The organism is Pseudomonas sp. E141 (assembly GCF_052659885.1).
In genome coordinates this window covers 2,296,608-2,313,411 of sequence record NZ_CP084024.1, presented here as the reverse complement: position 1 = coordinate 2,313,411, position 16,804 = coordinate 2,296,608, and the positions used below count along the sequence as shown (strand labels likewise).

At 61.2% G+C, this 16,804-nt stretch carries 12 protein-coding genes; 1 reads left to right on the top strand and 11 read right to left on the bottom strand.

Going from position 1 to position 16,804, the window contains the following annotated elements; genetic code table 11:
- Positions 1-243: 243 nt before the first annotated feature.
- The 11 genes from GKKCFE_RS10450 to GKKCFE_RS10400 all read right to left on the bottom strand — a co-directional run bounded on the left by GKKCFE_RS10450 (position 244) and on the right by GKKCFE_RS10400 (position 15,483).
- Complete coding sequence (locus GKKCFE_RS10450) at positions 244-1,728, bottom strand: efflux transporter outer membrane subunit (protein ID WP_047226601.1); 1,485 nt, start codon at positions 1,726-1,728, stop codon at positions 244-246.
- A complete protein-coding gene (locus GKKCFE_RS10445; protein WP_310663173.1) occupies positions 1,725-4,829 on the bottom strand; it encodes an efflux RND transporter permease subunit in 3,105 nt (1,034 codons plus the stop codon). The genes GKKCFE_RS10450 and GKKCFE_RS10445 overlap by 4 nt, the downstream gene beginning before the upstream one ends.
- Before the next feature lie 82 nt (positions 4,830-4,911).
- Positions 4,912-8,007: an MdtB/MuxB family multidrug efflux RND transporter permease subunit gene (locus GKKCFE_RS10440; RefSeq protein ID WP_139050387.1), complete on the bottom strand. Its 3,096-nt coding sequence runs from the start codon at positions 8,005-8,007 to the stop codon at positions 4,912-4,914.
- Positions 8,004-9,320, bottom strand: coding sequence for an MdtA/MuxA family multidrug efflux RND transporter periplasmic adaptor subunit (locus tag GKKCFE_RS10435; protein WP_047226604.1), 1,317 nt, complete (start codon positions 9,318-9,320; stop codon positions 8,004-8,006). The genes GKKCFE_RS10440 and GKKCFE_RS10435 overlap by 4 nt, the downstream gene beginning before the upstream one ends.
- A 177-nt stretch (positions 9,321-9,497) precedes the next feature.
- Positions 9,498-9,998 carry a thiol peroxidase gene (gene tpx / locus GKKCFE_RS10430; protein WP_047226605.1) on the bottom strand — a complete coding sequence of 167 codons (501 nt, stop codon included), beginning with the start codon at positions 9,996-9,998 and terminating at the stop codon, positions 9,498-9,500.
- Positions 9,999-10,203: 205 nt separating this feature from the next.
- Complete coding sequence (locus tag GKKCFE_RS10425) at positions 10,204-10,875, bottom strand: DUF3313 domain-containing protein (RefSeq protein WP_139050389.1); 672 nt, start codon at positions 10,873-10,875, stop codon at positions 10,204-10,206.
- Positions 10,876-10,996: 121 nt separating this feature from the next.
- The gene (locus GKKCFE_RS10420) at positions 10,997-11,491 is read right to left on the bottom strand and encodes a hypothetical protein (RefSeq protein ID WP_139050390.1); all 495 of its coding nucleotides are present in this window, start codon (positions 11,489-11,491) and stop codon (positions 10,997-10,999) included.
- A gap of 99 nt (positions 11,492-11,590) precedes the next feature.
- The gene (locus tag GKKCFE_RS10415) at positions 11,591-12,088 is read right to left on the bottom strand and encodes a GNAT family N-acetyltransferase (RefSeq protein WP_310663172.1); all 498 of its coding nucleotides are present in this window, start codon (positions 12,086-12,088) and stop codon (positions 11,591-11,593) included.
- 237 nt (positions 12,089-12,325) lie between these two features.
- The gene (locus GKKCFE_RS10410; protein WP_310663171.1) at positions 12,326-13,123 is read right to left on the bottom strand and encodes a transglutaminase family protein; all 798 of its coding nucleotides are present in this window, start codon (positions 13,121-13,123) and stop codon (positions 12,326-12,328) included.
- Positions 13,120-14,070 (bottom strand): alpha-E domain-containing protein, encoded by a 951-nt coding sequence (locus GKKCFE_RS10405; protein WP_047226611.1) that lies wholly within the window; start codon positions 14,068-14,070, stop codon positions 13,120-13,122. The genes GKKCFE_RS10410 and GKKCFE_RS10405 overlap by 4 nt, the downstream gene beginning before the upstream one ends.
- Positions 14,071-14,073: 3 nt before the next feature.
- A complete protein-coding gene (locus tag GKKCFE_RS10400; RefSeq protein ID WP_076385079.1) occupies positions 14,074-15,483 on the bottom strand; it encodes a circularly permuted type 2 ATP-grasp protein in 1,410 nt (469 codons plus the stop codon).
- A 686-nt stretch (positions 15,484-16,169) separates the two neighbouring features.
- On the opposite strand from GKKCFE_RS10400, the gene GKKCFE_RS10395 reads away from it, so the two are divergent.
- Entirely contained in the window at positions 16,170-16,760 is a 591-nt protein-coding gene (locus tag GKKCFE_RS10395; RefSeq protein WP_047226613.1) for an amino acid synthesis family protein, read from the top strand.
- The last annotated feature ends 44 nt before the right edge of the window (positions 16,761-16,804 follow it).

The window sequence follows — 16,804 nt, the reverse complement described above, 5'->3', positions numbered from 1 at the left end:
TGATCCTTTACCGGCTGAAAAAGAGGCCTGAACTATAACAAGTCAACGCACCGGGTCGTAGACAGTGCATCGGCCAAAAGCGGGACCTGGCTGCCTGCAATGAAAATCCACCCTGTGGCGAGGGAGCTTGCTCCCGCTGGGCTGCGTAGCGGCCCCATTTTTATGAGTGCTTCGCACTCAAGCGGGAGCAAGCTCCCTCGCCACACATTCATCTTTGTCCCTTAAAAAGACAGCGTTGCCGACTCAATCGGGGTTCTCACTCACCTGCATCTGCCCATCCCACCCACCACCCAATGCGGCGATCAGTTGCACACTCGCGATCAACCGGCTCTGCTGCAAGGTCAGCACACTGCGTTCATTACTCAGCGCGGTGGCCTGGACCGTGACGACATCCAGGTAGGCGATCAGCCCTGCCCTGTACTGGTTCTGGGTCAGGCGCAAGGATTCGCGGGCGGCATCCAGGGCCTCCTGGCGCACGCGGGCTTCGTCTTCCAGGACTTTGAGCTGGATCATGTAGTTTTCCACTTCGCGAAAACCGTCGAGCACCGTCTGGCGATAGGTGGCGACCGTCTGGTCGTAGGCCGCAACGGTGCGGTCGACTTCCGCCGAACGCTGGCCGCCATCGAACAGCGTCATCGCCAGCTGCGGTCCCACCGACCAGAAGCGATTCGGCACACTCACCCAGTTATCGTAGGTACTGCTGCTGTAACCGCCGCTCAAGCTCAGGGTCAGGTCCGGGTAATAGGCGGCCTTGGCCACGCCGATGTTGGCGTTGGCGGCCATCACCGAACGCTCCGCCGAGGCAATGTCCGGCCGGCGCTCAAGCAACTGCGAGGGTAGCGCCACGGGGATTTGCGGAAGGGTCGGGATGTCCTGGGTTTCTGCCAGGCTGAATTCGGCCGGCGGCAGGCCGATCAGCACAGCGATGGCGTTTTCGAATTGAGCACGTTGCCAGATCAGGTCGATCAACTCGGCCTGGGTAGTCTTGAGCTGAGTCTGCGCCTGGGCCACCGCATCCCTGCCGGATACGCCCGCGCGGTATTGGTTTTCGGTCATCTTCAGCGAACGCTGATAGTTGTCCACGGTGGTCTGCAACAAGCGCTTCTGCTCGTCGATCACCCGCAATTGCAGGTAGTTTTGCACCAGTTCCGATTGCTGGCTCAGGCGCATGGCGGCCAGATCGGCGAAGCTGGCTTCGGCGCTGGCTTCATTGGCTTGCAGAGTGCGACGCAACTTGCCCCAGACGTCCGCCTCCCAACTGACACCGGCCTGGGCGCTGTAGGTGTCGCGGATGCCACTGGCCGAACTGCTCAGGCTCGAATTACTGCTGCCGGTGCCCTGGCTGGAGCGGTTCTTGCCGACGGTCAGGTCAACGGAGGGGAAGAACGCGCCCCGGGCACTGCGAACCAAGGCCTGGGCCTGACGGTACTGGGCTTCGGCCTGGGCCACGGTCTGGTTGGAGGTGTTGAGTTTCTCCACCAGGCCATTGAGCCGGGCATCGCCGTACAACTCCCACCAGGCACCCCGAGCCAGGGCGTCGCTAGGATTGGCCTGGCGCCAACCCTCAGCCTCCTTGTACTGCACGGGCGCCGCGGCCACCGGGCGCTGGTAATCCGGGCCGATGGCGCAGGCGCTGAGCATCGCCACGCACAGCGTCAGGCTCAGCAGCCGCGAGCCACGGGCGGTCGCCAGCGGTGCGACAAGATTGAAAAGCGAACGGTCGGTCATAGCGGAGTTTCCAGGGCAGCATCAGTGCGCACGCCGCGCCAGCGGTTGAAGCGATGGCGCAGTTTGTCGAGATAAAGGTAAACCACAGGCGTGGTATAGAGGGTCAGGATCTGGCTGAACACCAGTCCGCCGATGATGGTCAGGCCCAGCGGCTGGCGCATCTCCGAGCCTTCGGCACCGCCAAGCAATAGCGGCAAGGCACCGAGGATCGCCGCCAGCGTAGTCATCAGAATCGGCCGCAAGCGCAGCAGGCAGGCGTTGCGGATCGAGTCCTGCGGCGACTGCCCGCCGCGCTCCAGTTGCAACGCCAGGTCGATCATCAGGATCGCGTTTTTCTTCACCACGCCAATCAGCAGGAACAGGCCCAACAACGAAATCAGGCTGAACTCGCCGCCCAACAAGTAGATCGACAGCAGTGCGCCGACACCGGCCGACGGCAAGGTGGACAGGATGGTCAGCGGATGAATGTAGCTCTCGTACAACACACCCAGCACCAGGTACACCGCCAGCAATGCACCCAGGATCATGAACGGCTGGCTCTTCTGGGTTGCCGCGAACGCATCGGCGGTGCCGGCCATTTTTGCGATGATGTCTTCGGGCATCCCGAGCCTGGCAATTGCCCGCTCGATGGCGGCCGTGCCCTGCTCCACCGTCACACCCTCGGCCAAATCGAACGATATGTCCTCGGAGGCGAACTGACCCTCATGGCTGACCCGATCATCCTCCAGGCTGCTCTCATAATGCGCGATGGTCGACAGGGGCACCCGCGCGCCGTCAGCGGTAATGACCTGGACCTGCTCGAGGGTGCTCGGGTCCTGGGCGTACTTGGGGTTGACCTCCATCACCACCTGATACTGGTTGAGGCTGTCATAGATGGTGGATATCTGCCGCTGGCTGTAGGCGTTGTTCAACACCGAGGTGACCATGTCCATGTCGATGCCCAGGCGCTTGGCCTGGTCACGGTCCACCACGAGCGTGATCTGCTGGGCGCCGCCGCCGTCGCGAGCGTCGATAGCGGTCAGCTCCGGCAAGGCCCTGAAGGCCGCCGCGACTTTGGGGTACCACTGGCGTAGCAACGCCAGGTCACCGCTCTGCAGGATGTAGGAATACTGCGAGGTGGTCTGCTCACGTCCACCACCAAACTGCAGATCCTGGTCGGCCATCAGCATCAAGCGGCCACCCGGCACCAGGGGCATCTCCTTGCGCAAGCGCTCGATGACTTTCTGCGCGGAGATCCCACGCTCGTTGATCGGTTTGAGGCGCACCAGCATGAAGGCATTGTTGGTGCCGTTGTTGCCGCCGATGAACCCCGCCACGCTTTCTACGGCTTCATCCTTCAGCACGGCGCGACGAAAGATTTCCATCTTCGGCTGCATGACGTTGAACGAGAGTCCGTCGTCGCCGCGCACGAAACCGATCAACTGGCCGGTGTCCTGCTGAGGCATGAAGGTTTTCGGCACCACCACGTAGAGCGCGATGTTCACCCCTATGGTCACCAGCAGGCTCAGCAAGGTCAGGCGCCGATGGCGCAGCACCCAGTCCAGGCTGCGCGCGTAACCACGGACCATCCGCTCGTTGAGGCGCCGGCTCCAGCGCTGCAAGCGATTCTCCTGCCCCGGCACGTGGGGCTTGAGCCAGCGAGCGCAGAGCATCGGCGTGAGGGTCAGCGACACCACCAGCGAGACCACGATGGCCGCCGCCAGGGTGATGGAGAACTCGCGAAACAGGCTCTCGATAATCCCGCCCATGAACAGGATCGAGAGAAACACCGCCACCAGTGAGACGTTCATCGACAGCAGCGTAAAGCCCACCTCTTCGGCGCCCAGGTAGGCCGCCTTCATGGGCGGTACGCCTTCGTCGATGTGCCGGGAAATGTTCTCCAGCACCACGATGGCGTCGTCCACCACCAGGCCGGTGGCGAGGATCAACGCCATCAACGACAGGTTGTTCAGGGAGAAGCCATAGAGGTACATCACCGCAAACGTGCCCACCAGGGACACCGGCACCGCCAGGGTCGGGATCAGTGAGGCGCGAAAGTTGCCCAGGAACAGGAACACCACCAGCACCACCAGGGCCACGGCAATCAGCAGGGTCATTTCCGCCTCGTGCAGCGTGGCCTTGATCACCGGTGAGCGGTCCATGGCCAGGTTCAGCTTGACGCTGGCCGGCAGCACGGCCTGCAACGCCGGCAGCTGGTTCTTGATCTCATTGACCGTCTCGATGATGTTGGCGCCAGCCTGACGGTTGATCACCAGCAGCACGGCTGCGTCATCGTTGAAGAAACCGCTGTTGTAGCGGTCTTCGACGCCGTCGGTGACTTTTGCTACGTCCTTGAGGCGCAGCACCGAGCCGTCCTGGTAACGGATGATCAGCGTTTCGTAGTCCTTGGCCTTCTCCAACTGATCGTTGGCCTGGATTTGCCACATGCGCTGTGCGTCCTCGACCGAACCCTTGGGCCGGCGCACGTTGCTGTCGGCAATGGCGCTGCGCACATCATCCAGGGCTACGCCGTACTGGTTGAGCAGTTGCGGCTCCAGTTCGATGCGCACCGCCGGCAAGGAACTGCCACCAATCTGTACCTCGCCCACGCCCGACACTTGGGACAGGCTCTGGGACAGGATGGTTGAAGCCAGGTCGTAGAGCTGGCCCTTCTCCAGCACATCCGAGGTCAGCGACAGCACCATGATCGGCGCCTGGGACGGGTTGACCTTCTTGTACGTGGGCATGCTGCGCATGCCGCTGGGCAACAGGTTGCGCGAGGCATTGATGGCCGCCTGCACTTCCCGCGCCGCGCCGTTGATGTCGCGGTCCAGGTCGAATTGCAGGATCACCCGGGTAGAGCCCTGGCTGGAGCGGCTGCTCATGGTGTTGACCCCGGCGATGGCGCCAAAGGAACGCTCAAGCGGCGTTGCCACCGTCGACGCCATCACCTCGGGGCTGGCCCCCGGCAAGTTGGCCTGGACCACGATCACCGGAAAATCCATCTGCGGCAACGGTGCAACCGGCAGCAAGCCAAAGCTCACGCCACCGAGCAGCATGATTGCAAAGCTCAGCAGCATGGTCGCTACGGGGCGACGGATGAAAGGGCCGGAGAGGTTCATGGGTGACAGCTCCAAGCTTCAAGCTGCAAGCTGCAAGAGAAAAGCAAGTCGTGCACAGGCTTTAGCTTGCCGCTAGATACCGTCATACCCGCACCTCTTCCCCATCAGGCTTGGCAAAGCGGCGCCCCAGGCGGTCGAAATACAGGTAAATCACCGGTGTGGTGAACAACGTCAGCACCTGGCTCACCAACAACCCACCCACCATCACCAGCCCCAAAGGCTGGCGCAGTTCGGCGCCGGAGCCCGTGGCGAGCATCAGTGGCACCGCACCGAACAGGGCCGCCAGTGTGGTCATCAGGATCGGCCTGAAACGCAGCAGCGCGGCCTGGTAGATGGCCGTCTGCGGGTCCATGCCCTGGTTGCGTTCAGCGTCGAGGGCGAAGTCGATCATCATGATCGCGTTTTTCTTGACGATGCCGATCAGCAGGATGATGCCGATGATCGCGATCATGCCCAGGTCATTGCCGCTGATGATCAGCGCCAGCAAGGCGCCGATGGCCGCCGAGGGCAATGTGGAGAGAATCGTGATCGGGTGGATGTAGCTCTCGTACAGAACGCCGAGCACGATGTACATGGTCACCACCGCCGCCAGGATCAGCAGCAAGGTACTCGACAGCGAGGCCTGGAACGCCTGGGCCGCGCCCTGGAATTGGGTCTGCACCCCGACCGGCATGCCAATGTCCTGCTGGACCTTCTCGATCACGTCCACCGCGTGCCCGAGGGCTACATCGGGCGCCAGGTTGAACGACATCATCACCGCCGGGAACTGGCCGATGTGAGCAATGGCCAACTGGGCCTGACGCTCCTCGACGCGGGCCAGACTCGACAGCCGCACCTGGCCACCATCGGTGGTCTTGACGTGAATCTGATCCAGCGCCTGCGGCCCGATGCGCTCCCCGGCCTGGGCCTGCAACACCACCCGATACTGGCTGGCCTGGGTGTAGATGGTGGAAATCTGCCGCTGGCCGAAAGCGTCATACAGTGCATCAGTGATGTCCGCCACCGACACGCCCAGGCGAGACGCGGCGTCGCGGTCGATCACCAGGTAGACCTGCAGACCTTTGTCCTGCAAGTCGCTGGCGACGTCGGTCAACTCCGGCTGCCGGGCCAAGGCTTCGACAAGGCGATCGCTCCAGAGGCTGAGCAACTCGGCATCCGGCGAAGACAGGCTGAACTGGTACTGGGTGCGGCTGACCCGGTCTTCGATGGTCAGGTCCTGCACCGGTTGCATGAACAGGCGGATGCCCACCAGCCGGTCCAGTTGCGGCTGCAAGCGGGCGATGATTTCGGTGGCGCTGTCATCCCGTTCGCTGTGGGGCTTGAGATTGATCAGCAAGCGACCACTGTTGAGCGTGGCGTTGTCACCGTCCACGCCGATGTAGGAAGACAGGCTCTGCACCGCAGGGTCGGCCAGGATCACCTTGGCCAGCTGCTGTTGGCGCTCGCTCATGGCGGCGAAGGAAATCGACTGTGGCGCCTGGGAAATACCCTGGATCACCCCGGTGTCCTGCACCGGGAAAAACCCCTTGGGCACGGCCAGGTACAACACCACCGTCAGTACCAGGCTGCCCACGGCAACCAGCAGGGTCAGCGGCTGATGCTTGAGCACCCACTGCAACTTGCGACCGTAGGCGGCGATCATCCAGTCGATCCAGGCGCCGCTGGCGCGGTAGAAACGCCCCTGCTCCTGCTCTTTGGGTTCGCGCTTGAGCAACCGGGCACACATCATCGGCGTCAGGGTCAGCGACACCACAAGAGAGATCAGGATCGCCACCGCCAGGGTGATGGCGAACTCGCGGAACAAGCGCCCAACCACGTCGGCCATGAACAGCAACGGGATCAGCACCGCGATCAGCGACAGCGTCAGCGAAATCAAAGTGAAGCCAATCTGCTTCGCGCCCTTGAGCGCGGCCTGCATGGGGCTTTCGCCCTCCTCGATGTAGCGGGCAATGTTTTCCAGCATGACGATGGCATCGTCCACCACAAAACCGGTGGCAATGGTCAGGGCCATCAGCGTCAGGTTGTTGATGGAAAAACCGGCCAGGTACATCACGCCGAACGTGCCGATCAGCGACAACGGTACAGCCACCGACGGAATGATCGTGGCACTGACCCGACGCAGGAACAGGAACGTCACCATGACCACCAGGGCGATGGCGATCAGCAGTTCATGCTGTACGTCGGTGACCGAAGCGCGAATGGTCTGGGTGCGGTCAGTCAGCACCGTAACGTCCAGGCCGGCCGGCAGGTTGTCGGTAATGCTCGGCAGCAAGGCCTTGATCCGGTCTACCACCTCGATGACGTTGGCCCCCGGCTGGCGCTGGATGTTCAATAACACGGCCTGATTTTCGTTGGCCCAGGCGGCAAGGCGTTCATTCTCGGCGCCATCGACGATCTGCGCGACATCCTTGAGGCGCAACGGAGCGCCGTTGGCATAGGCGAGGATCAGCTCGGCGTAGTCCTTGGGTGAGGTCAACTGATCGTTGGCATCGAGCATCGAGACCCGGGTCGGTCCGTCGAAGTTGCCCTTGGGCTGGTTGACGTTGGAGGCGCCGACCAGGGTGCGCACGTCCGCCAGGTTCAGACCTGCGGCTGCCAGGGCCTCGGGATTGACCTTGATCCGCACAGCCTGGCGCTGACCGCCGGCGATCGAAACCATGCCGACCCCGCTGATCTGGGCGATTTTCTGCGCCATGCGGGTGTCCACTAGGTCATTGAGCTTGGGCAGCAACATGGTCTTGGAGGTGATCGCCAAGGTCAGCACCGGGGTGTCGGCCGGGTTGACCTTGTTGTACACCGGAGGGGCCGGCAGATCGTTGGGCAGCAGGTTGGTGGCCGCATTGATCGCCGCCTGCACCTGTTGCTCGGCGACATCCATGTTGATGTCGAGGCTGAAACGCAGGGTAATCACCGACGCGCCGCCGGAGCTGGTGGACGCCATTTGCGTCAGGCCCGGCATCTGCCCGAACTGCCGTTCCAGAGGGGCGGTCACGGCGCTGGTCATCACGTCGGGACTGGCGCCCGGGTACAGGGTCATCACGCGGATGGTCGGATAATCGACCTGGGGCAATGCCGACACCGGCAGCAACCGATAGGCGATCAGACCGGCCAGCACGATGGCCAGCATGCTCAGGGTGGTGGCGACCGGGCGAAGGATGAACAGACGCGAGAGGTTCATGCGCCGCCCTTTTTCGCCTTGTCGGCCACGGCCGGTTCAGCCGGGGCCGCCGCCGTTTTGCCCTGCAGGTGTTCGGTCGGCGTGGTGGGCACGTCCTGGCTGTCGTTGACCACATCCACCTCACTGCCTTCCTTCAGGCGATCGGTGCCTTCTAGCACTACTCGATCACCTGCGGCCAGGCCTTCGGTGACTACGGTGTGTTCGCCGTCGCTGGCGCCGATCTTCAGCTTTCTGATGGTGACTTTTTTATCGCCATCCAGGGCGTAGACGAAGGTGCCGTTGGTGCCGAACTGAATCGCAGCGGTCGGCGCCAGGACTACATTTTTGAGGGTGTCGGCCAACAGATGCACATTGACGAACTGGTTGGGGAACAGCGACTGGTCGCGGTTATCGTAACGAGCCTTGAACTTCAGGGTGCCGGTGGTGATGTCGATCTGGTTGTCCAGGCTTTGCAGTACACCGCTGGCCTGCAGCTTCAGGTCACTACGGTCCCAGGCTTCCACTGGCAGCTTCGCCCCGCTGCGATAGCGGGCAAGCACGGTATCAAGGTTGGTTTCCGGCAGCGTAAACACGACGCTGATGGGTTGCGTCTGGGTGATGACCGCCAGCGCGGTAGTGTCGTTGGCGGCCACCAGATTGCCAACATCCAGTTGCCGCAAACCGACCCGACCGGAGATCGGCGCCCGGATCCTGGTGAACTCCAGATTGAGCTTGGCGTCGTTGACTGCCGCCTGGTTGGTCTTGACCGTGCCCTGGTACTGGCCCACCAAAGCGGCGGCGGTATCGAGGGTCTGTTTGGCGATGCTGTCCTCGGCATACAGGCCACGATAACGCTCGAGGTCTACCTGGGCATTTTTCAGTTGGGCCTGATTCTGCAGCAGCGTGCCTTCGGCCTGGAGCAAGGCGTTCTGGTATGGCCGCGGATCGATTTCAGCCAGCAGGTCTCCGGCCTTGACCATTTGCCCTTCTTCAAAGGCGATCTTGACCAGCTCGCCACCCACCCGGCTGCGCACGTTGATGGTATTGAGGGCCGTGACGGTGCCCAACGCCTTGTAGTAAAGCGGAAAATCACCGGTGACTGCCGGCGCTACCCGAACCGGTACCGGCCCTGTCGCCCCCCCAAACCCTGGCCGCATCCCGCCCGACCGCCCCGCCTGTTCAGCAGGCGCTTTTTGCCCTGCTCCGGGCTTTTGGTCCGTGCCGGCGGGCCAGAACTTCCAGGCCAGCGCCGCGACGATCAATACGACGACCAGGCCAAACAGCCAGCGACGGGATTTGTGGGAAACAGAGGATTGCATGGAATGATCAACCATTGGGCGCGTGGGCTTCTTTTACGGGAGGCTGAACGATAAGCACTGGCGGGTATTTAGCAAAGCGCCTTTACCGGCAATTTACCTTGGGCTTACCTATCGCGTAGTTGGCTAAGGTCTTGAAGCACAAATGAAAACGGCCTGGACAAGGCCAGGCCGTTAACCATTGTAATAAATACTTTATTTCAGTACAGCTAGAGCAGCGTCGTAGTTGGGCTCTTCAGCGATTTCCTTGACCAGCTCGCTGTGCAGCACGTTGTCGTTTTCGTCGAGCACCACCACCGCACGGGCGGTCAAGCCTTTGAGCGGGCCATCAGCAATCGCCACGCCATAATTCTCGATGAACTCACTGCCGCGCAGGGTGGACAGGTTCTGGACATTTTCCAGGCCTTCGGCACCGCAGAAACGCGCCTGGGCGAACGGCAGGTCAGCCGAGATGCACAGCACCACGGTGTTGCTCAGTTCGTTGGCCTGGGCGTTGAACTTGCGCACGGAGGTGGCGCAGGTCGGGGTATCGACGCTTGGGAAAATGTTCAGCACTTTGCGCTTGCCGGCGAAATCCTTCAGGGAAACGTCGGACAGATTGCCGGCTACCAGGGAAAAGGCTGGCGCCTTGGAACCGGCTTGTGGCAACTGGCCGTTGACTTGAACCGGGTTGCCTTTGAGGGTGACTTGAGCCATGAACGGATTCCTTCTGACAGGTTTGAAAATGGTGAGGCCGGAGTTAACCATGAAATGGTTCTGCGACCTATGGTTGGACATAAAAAGTCATGGCTTGGCGGTGTAGGAGCTATCGAGTGCAACGAGTCTGCGATCTTTGCCCTGCTAATTGAGTCTAGAGCGAAAGATCGCAGGCTTCGCCAGCGCCTACAGCGACGCCTGTGGGCTATTTAGCCTTGAGCTTCAGAAACGACTGATGCAAGTCCGCTGCCCAACCATCGATCACACCTTTGACATCATCGGGCTTCATCACCTGGGCTTCGTTGGACAACGGCTTACCCGTGCCCTTGCGCACCACCTGGGCGACCACTGCATTGTTGCCACCGTCGAGGAATACCGCTTCAGTACCCAAGGTGGTTTCCTGGTCGCGAATACCGCTGGCGGTACTGACCGCGGCCGCCACCAGCGCGATCGGAATCACTTCATAAGGCTTCAGGCCCTCGGTCTTGCTGCTTACGGCGGTGATGGCCGCGCGCATCACCAGTACTCCGGGCCCAGGGCCGGTCGCCAGGGGCAGGGATTTGCCCGCTTCCCGCTTGAGCGCCTGATCGTAGTAACCGGTAATGCCGGACAAGGTGGCCTGGGGGATCTTCACGGTCGGCTGCGGCTTGGGGTAAAGCTGTGTCGGCTCGACGTAAAGGCTGGTGTATTTGCTCAGGTCTGCCGTGGGATCAACCCAGCGCATCACTTCGGCCCCCGACGGCGATTTCTCCTCCTTGAGCCGGCTGTAATCACCCAGAAAGCCGGAGTACTCATCCGGTTGGGTGATATTGCTGGAGCAACCCGCCAGGGCAAGCGAGGCCATGCACACGGTGCCAATCATTGACGCAAACTTCATGCTGTCACTCCTGTAAGCCACACGAAACGGGGCCGGGAATTACAGGTATAGCCAATGGGCGCGGTTTTGCCTGCTCCGACAGGAAGAAGTCACTGGGCAAGCCCTTTGCTCGCCACCGCCTTCAGCCGCGCTCGCGGGGTATCAGGCTCTGCAATTGCTGCGCGAGAAAGTCCGCGTCGAAGGTAAAAGTATCCGGATCCTTCAACCCGTTGGTTCGACGCCATTGCCACTGCAACGAAGGCGGCAGGCAAACCAGCGAGATGCTGCCGTAACGCGTTGCTGTCAGCCCCATGATCGCCAGGGAAATCTGCCCGCCGGCCCCCATTACATCGGGTATGAATTCCACCGGCTTGCCAGTGATGGACAGTGTCAGCTTTTCTGTCTTGAAGCCGGAGGTTTCTGCCGGAACACTCGGCCCGTGGGCCACATACGCCTCACGGGTCAGCGTCAGAAGGCCGGGGGCCAGGACCGGCGCCAGCCATTGCTCGATCTGCCCGTACAACGCCTCGATCTGCGCGGCCCACACCGCCGATTGCGCCTCGTGCTGTTGCTTCTTGTGCGCTTCGCTGTCTGCGTAATGACGAAGCATCTCGCCTAGCTGCTGTACATCGTCCATGCGCTGTTCCTCTGTATAAGGGATGCTGCAAAGCACGATGATGACAGGTTAAAGACCCGGGCGTACGCAAATGCCAACATGCCTGAGCAGACGGATCCTTCAGCGCAGCCGCGCCATGGCCTGGGTATCCACCCATCGCCCGTCACGCACGGCGTAGTCGCGCAGCAGGCCTTCGGTTTCGAAACCGAACTTGCGGTACAGGCCGATGGCCGCTTCATTGTCGGCGTACACCGTCAGCTCGACCCGGCGCAGGTTCATCCAGTTGTCGGCCACCTCCAGCGCGGCAGACAGCAGCATTGAACCTACCCCCTTGCCCTGCCAGGCAACTGCCACGCCCATGCCGAGGCTGCCGCAATGGGCTCGACGGATGCGCGAGTACTGCTCCAGCCCCAGATGCCCGATGACTTGGTCTTGATGCAGCGCCACCAGTTTTACCTGACGCTCGTCATCCCCACCCAGACGCTTGCGCCAGACTTCAGGGGACTGGAAAGGCATCTGCAACATCTGACGGGCGACCGCCGGGTCGTTGTAGAGCGCGGTGACACCGGCGATGTGGGCTTCAGTGAAGCGTGCGAGGGTGATCGAAGACTCGGCCATGGGGGCTCCTTCCTGGAGGCACGACAAGGCCGACTACTATAAGCCGCGTCAGGTTATAGGGGAACCTGTGGGAGCGAGCTTGCTCGCGATGGCGGTGGGCCGGTTGGTGGTGACGTCGGCTGGGCAACCGTCTTCGCGAGCAAGCCCGCTCCCACAGGGGCTCTCGGGTGGATACAAGGTTTGTGTCCACCACCCATTCCAGTGTGGGATCGGGTGTTGGCGATGAGGCCTGTGCCTTTATTGGTGTTGTACCTGAACCATTGAGTTCACCTGCACCCGCGCATACATTTGCTCTGCCCCGCCACCGCGGCGCATGCCGCGTACCGGACAGGCGTCGAGGTAGTCCAGGCCGACCGCCAGTTTCAAATGCCGATCCGGACAGGTCAGGCGATTGGTCACGTCGAAGCTGTACCAGCCGTCCTCCAGCCAGGCTTCAGCCCAGGCGTGGCTCGCCAGATGACTTTCATCTTCGGTGCACAGGTAACCGGAGACATAGCGCGCCGGAACCCCCAGGCTACGCGCGCAGGCCAGAAATGCGTGGGTATGATCCTGACAAACCCCCACGCCCCCGGCGAAGGCTTCGGCGGCGGTACTGCTGACCTCGGTCGTGCCCGGGCTGTAGGGCATGCGGGCAGCCAGGCCGTTCATCAAATCGGTCAGCGCCGAGCGATCACGTCGGGCTGCGCATTGCTCCACAGCAAAGGCCGCGAGAGCATCATCGGCCTGGGTGAGGCGGCTGGGGCGCAGAAATGGCAGCGGTGACTGGCTGTCCGGCTCCATCTGCACCGCCTGATGGATTTCCACCTCGCCATAAGCCGTCAGCACCAGAGCGCCATGGGGCTCATCCATGGTCATCACATGCAGGATATTGCCGTAGGGATCGAGCTGGCTGCGCACCAGACGTGGCAATTCCAGATGCCATTGCAGGATGCGTTGACGCTGAGTGTCCTTGGGAGTCAAGCGCAGGAACTGGATGCTGGTGCACACTTCATCGGCATAGCTATAGGTCGTGTCGTGGCGTATGGAAAGTTTCATACCACCTCCAGATAAGACTCGTGAACGGTCTGGCCCAGGTGGCGAATCTGGCCAATGAGGTCGGTCAGCCATTGATGCAGGCCCGATGCCAGGATCTCGTCGATGCCGGAGTAACGCAGCCGCGCGTTCAGTTCAGCGGCCAGGCGTTGGGCCGGGCGGCCATTGTTGCCCGGCAGGCTGGAGAGGATCTGGTCCAGCTCCTCGATACAGGCATGCAACGAGCGCGGAACGTCGGCGCGCAGCAGCAACATTTCCGAGACCTGCTCGGCGTTGGGCGCATTGCGGTAGATCTCGTTGAACGCTTCAAACGAAGACAACGCCCGCAGCAAGGCGCTCCACTGGTAATAACCGCGTGCCGAGTTGTCGCTGACCTCTTCCGACTCCTCACCAAACATTTCGTAGCGGGCGTCCAGCAGACGCAGGGTGTTGTCCGCCCGCTCGATAAAGGTTCCCAGACGAATGAATCTATAGGCATCGTTGCGCATGATGGTGCCCGACGTCGCGCCACGGAATAGGTGCGAGCGCTCCTTGACCCATTCACAGAAGTGGCTGATGCCGTAGCGGCCCAGACCATTGCTGGCAATGTTGCGCATCTCCAGCCAGGTGGCGTTGATGTTCTCCCACATATCGGCGGTGATGCGTCCACGCACCGCATGGGCATTGGTCCGCGCCGCCCGCAGACAGCTGTAGATGCTTCCGGGGTTGGTTTCGTCCAGTGCGAAAAAATGCAACATGCGTTCGGTGTTCAGCGCGTCATAACGGGCGTTGTAATCGTCCAGCGTGCCGGCCGCCAGCAACGACATCGCCAGCTCGGCATGCCCGTCGCTGCGCCCGGCCTGGGGCATGAGCGACAGCGAGTAACTGACTTCGAGCATGCGCGCCAGGTTCTCGGCGCGCTCCAGGTAGCGGGACATCCAGTAGAGGTCCGAAGCGGTTCTTGAAAGCATGTCTTAGTCCTCCACTACCCAAGTGTCTTTGGTGCCGCCACCCTGGGACGAATTGACCACCAGCGAGCCGTCGCGAAGTGCCACGCGGGTCAGCCCGCCGGGCACCAGACGGGTTTCCTTGCCCGACAACACGAACGGACGCAGATCGATGTGGCGCGGGGCGATACCGCTCTCGACGAAGGTCGGGCAGGTGGAAAGGCTCAACGTCGGTTGGGCGATGTAGGCTTCGGGGCGGGCCTTGAGGCGTGCGCGGAAGTCTTCGATCTGCGCCGCTGTAGCTGCCGGCCCTACCAGCATGCCGTAACCGCCGGAGCCCTGGGTTTCCTTGACCACCAGGTCAGGCAGGTTGGCCAGCACGTGGGACAGATCCTGGGGCTTGCGGCACTGCCAGGTCGGCACGTTCTTCAGAATCGGCTCTTCGGTGAGGTAAAAGCGGATCATCTCGTCGACGTAAGGGTAGATCGATTTGTCATCGGCCACGCCCGTGCCCACCGCATTCGCCAGCACCACGTTGCCTGACCGGTAAACGGCGATCAGTCCGGGGACGCCCAACATGGAGTCGGGGTTGAACGACAGCGGATCGAGGTAATCATCGTCAAGGCGGCGATAGATCACATCCACCTGCTGGGGGCCTGCGGTGGTGCGCATGTAGACATGGTCGTCGCGCACGAACAGATCGGCGCCCTCCACCAGTTCCACCCCCATTTCACGAGCCAGGAACGCATGTTCGAAATAGGCACTGTTGAAACGACCGGGGGTCAGCACCACGGCGGTCGGGTTGTCCAGGGGGCTTGAACTCTTGAGGGTGTCGAGCAACAGATTCGGGTAGTGATCAATGGGCGCCACGCGCTGGGCGGCGAAGAGCTCGGGGAACAGGCGCATCATCATCTTGCGGTCTTCGAGCATGTAGCTCACGCCGCTGGGCGTACGCAGGTTGTCCTCCAGCACGTAATAACTGCCATCACCGTCGCGAACCAGGTCAACACCCGCGATGTGGGCATAAATGCCTCGGTGCAAGTCCAGGCCTTGCATCGCGATTTGATAACCCTCATTGGCGAGCACCTGCTCGGCCGGAATGATTTTTTCCTTGAGGATCCGCTGCCCATGGTAGATGTCGGCCAGAAACATGTTCAGGGCCTGGACCCGCTGAATGCAGCCACGCTCGACCATCTTCCATTCGCTGGCCTTGATGCTGCGAGGAATGATGTCGAACGGAATCAATCGTTCGGTACCCTGCTCGTCACCGTAAAGGGTGAAGGTGATACCGGCTCGATGAAACAGCAGATCGGCTTCGCGACGACGCTGTTCCAGCAGCTCCAGCGGCGTATCCGCCAGCCAGCGTGAGAAGGCTTGATAGTGCGGGCGGCAGTCACCCTTTGCATCATACATTTCATTAAAAAAAGCTTGGGGCATAGCCAACTCCCAGCCGCGTTCTACACGGCATTTTTTATCACTTCGTCATTCCAATGGTCCGGCCTTGCTTTGTTTTAATGAGCCCTGTTTTTCTGAGTACCTCGATTGCACCGGTCTCTGATCTGGCCTTTGCGTCTGGATGACGTGCGCCCCCTGATTAAATCTGCGCCGTGAATGCTCCTCTGATAACCCCGCGCTGTAGTGGCCTACTTTCTTGAGCTCTAGCAAAGGCTGTGCCTAAGCCCGGTGCACCAGGACATTGCTGGAGAAACCGTCGTAGATGTACGCCCCCGCGATATTTAGTTTCATTTTTGCGACATACGCTCCTTTATACGCTGAAACGTTTATTTCAGCTTTTTCCTACATGCGCCCGAACGAGTCGAATCGGTGCAATAAGTCAGGTAACAGGTCGGTAATGCCCCGAAAGAGGGAAATTTATACTCACCGCCCTTCAGAGCGCTCAAAAGCGACTCTCCTTTTTAAGCAAGAGACTTATCCCGCACTCAGGATTAAAGCACTCATCAGGCAGAGCGCTCAGCGATCACAGCCCCCCCCACGCCCCTCACTATCCGGCTCGGCCATTTGTCGCCTCCCTGCGAACAAACTCAAAGCAGACACTTGCGCCAGTAGTATTATGGTATACCATCATACGCACAGACCAATTCCACCCTCCTACGGAGCAGCTCATGAGTTTCGAAATTCGCAAGATCGTCAGCTATGTCGAAGAAACCTTTATCGAAGGCGGCAAGGCCACCGACAAGCCGGTGACCATGGTCGGGTTGGCGGTGGTGATGAAAAACCCTTGGCTGGGCCGTGGCTTCGTTGAAGACCTGAAACCGGAAATCCGCGCCAACTGCTCCGACCTCGGTGCGCTGATGGTCGAGCGTCTGGTGGGCATCATCGGTGGCGCGGAAAAAATCGAAGCCTATGGCAAGGCCGCGGTGGTGGGTGCCGACGGTGAAATCGAGCACGCCTCCGCCGTGATCCACACCCTGCGCTTTGGCAACCATTACCGTGAAGCGGTGAAAGCCAAGAGCTACCTGAGCTTCACCAATAAACGTGGCGGCCCCGGCACCTCGATCCAGATCCCGATGATGCACAAGGACGACGAAGGTCTGCGCTCGCACTACATCACCCTGGAAATGCAGATCGAGGATGCACCACGCGCCGACGAAATTGTTGTGGTGCTGGGTTGCGCCGATGGCGGTCGCCTGCACCCGCGCATCGGCAATCGCTACATCGATCTGGAAGAACTGGCCGCCGAGAAGGCGCAGTGATCCAGCCTGGGCAACCACTATAAAAAAGGCATGCAGGAGCGCTC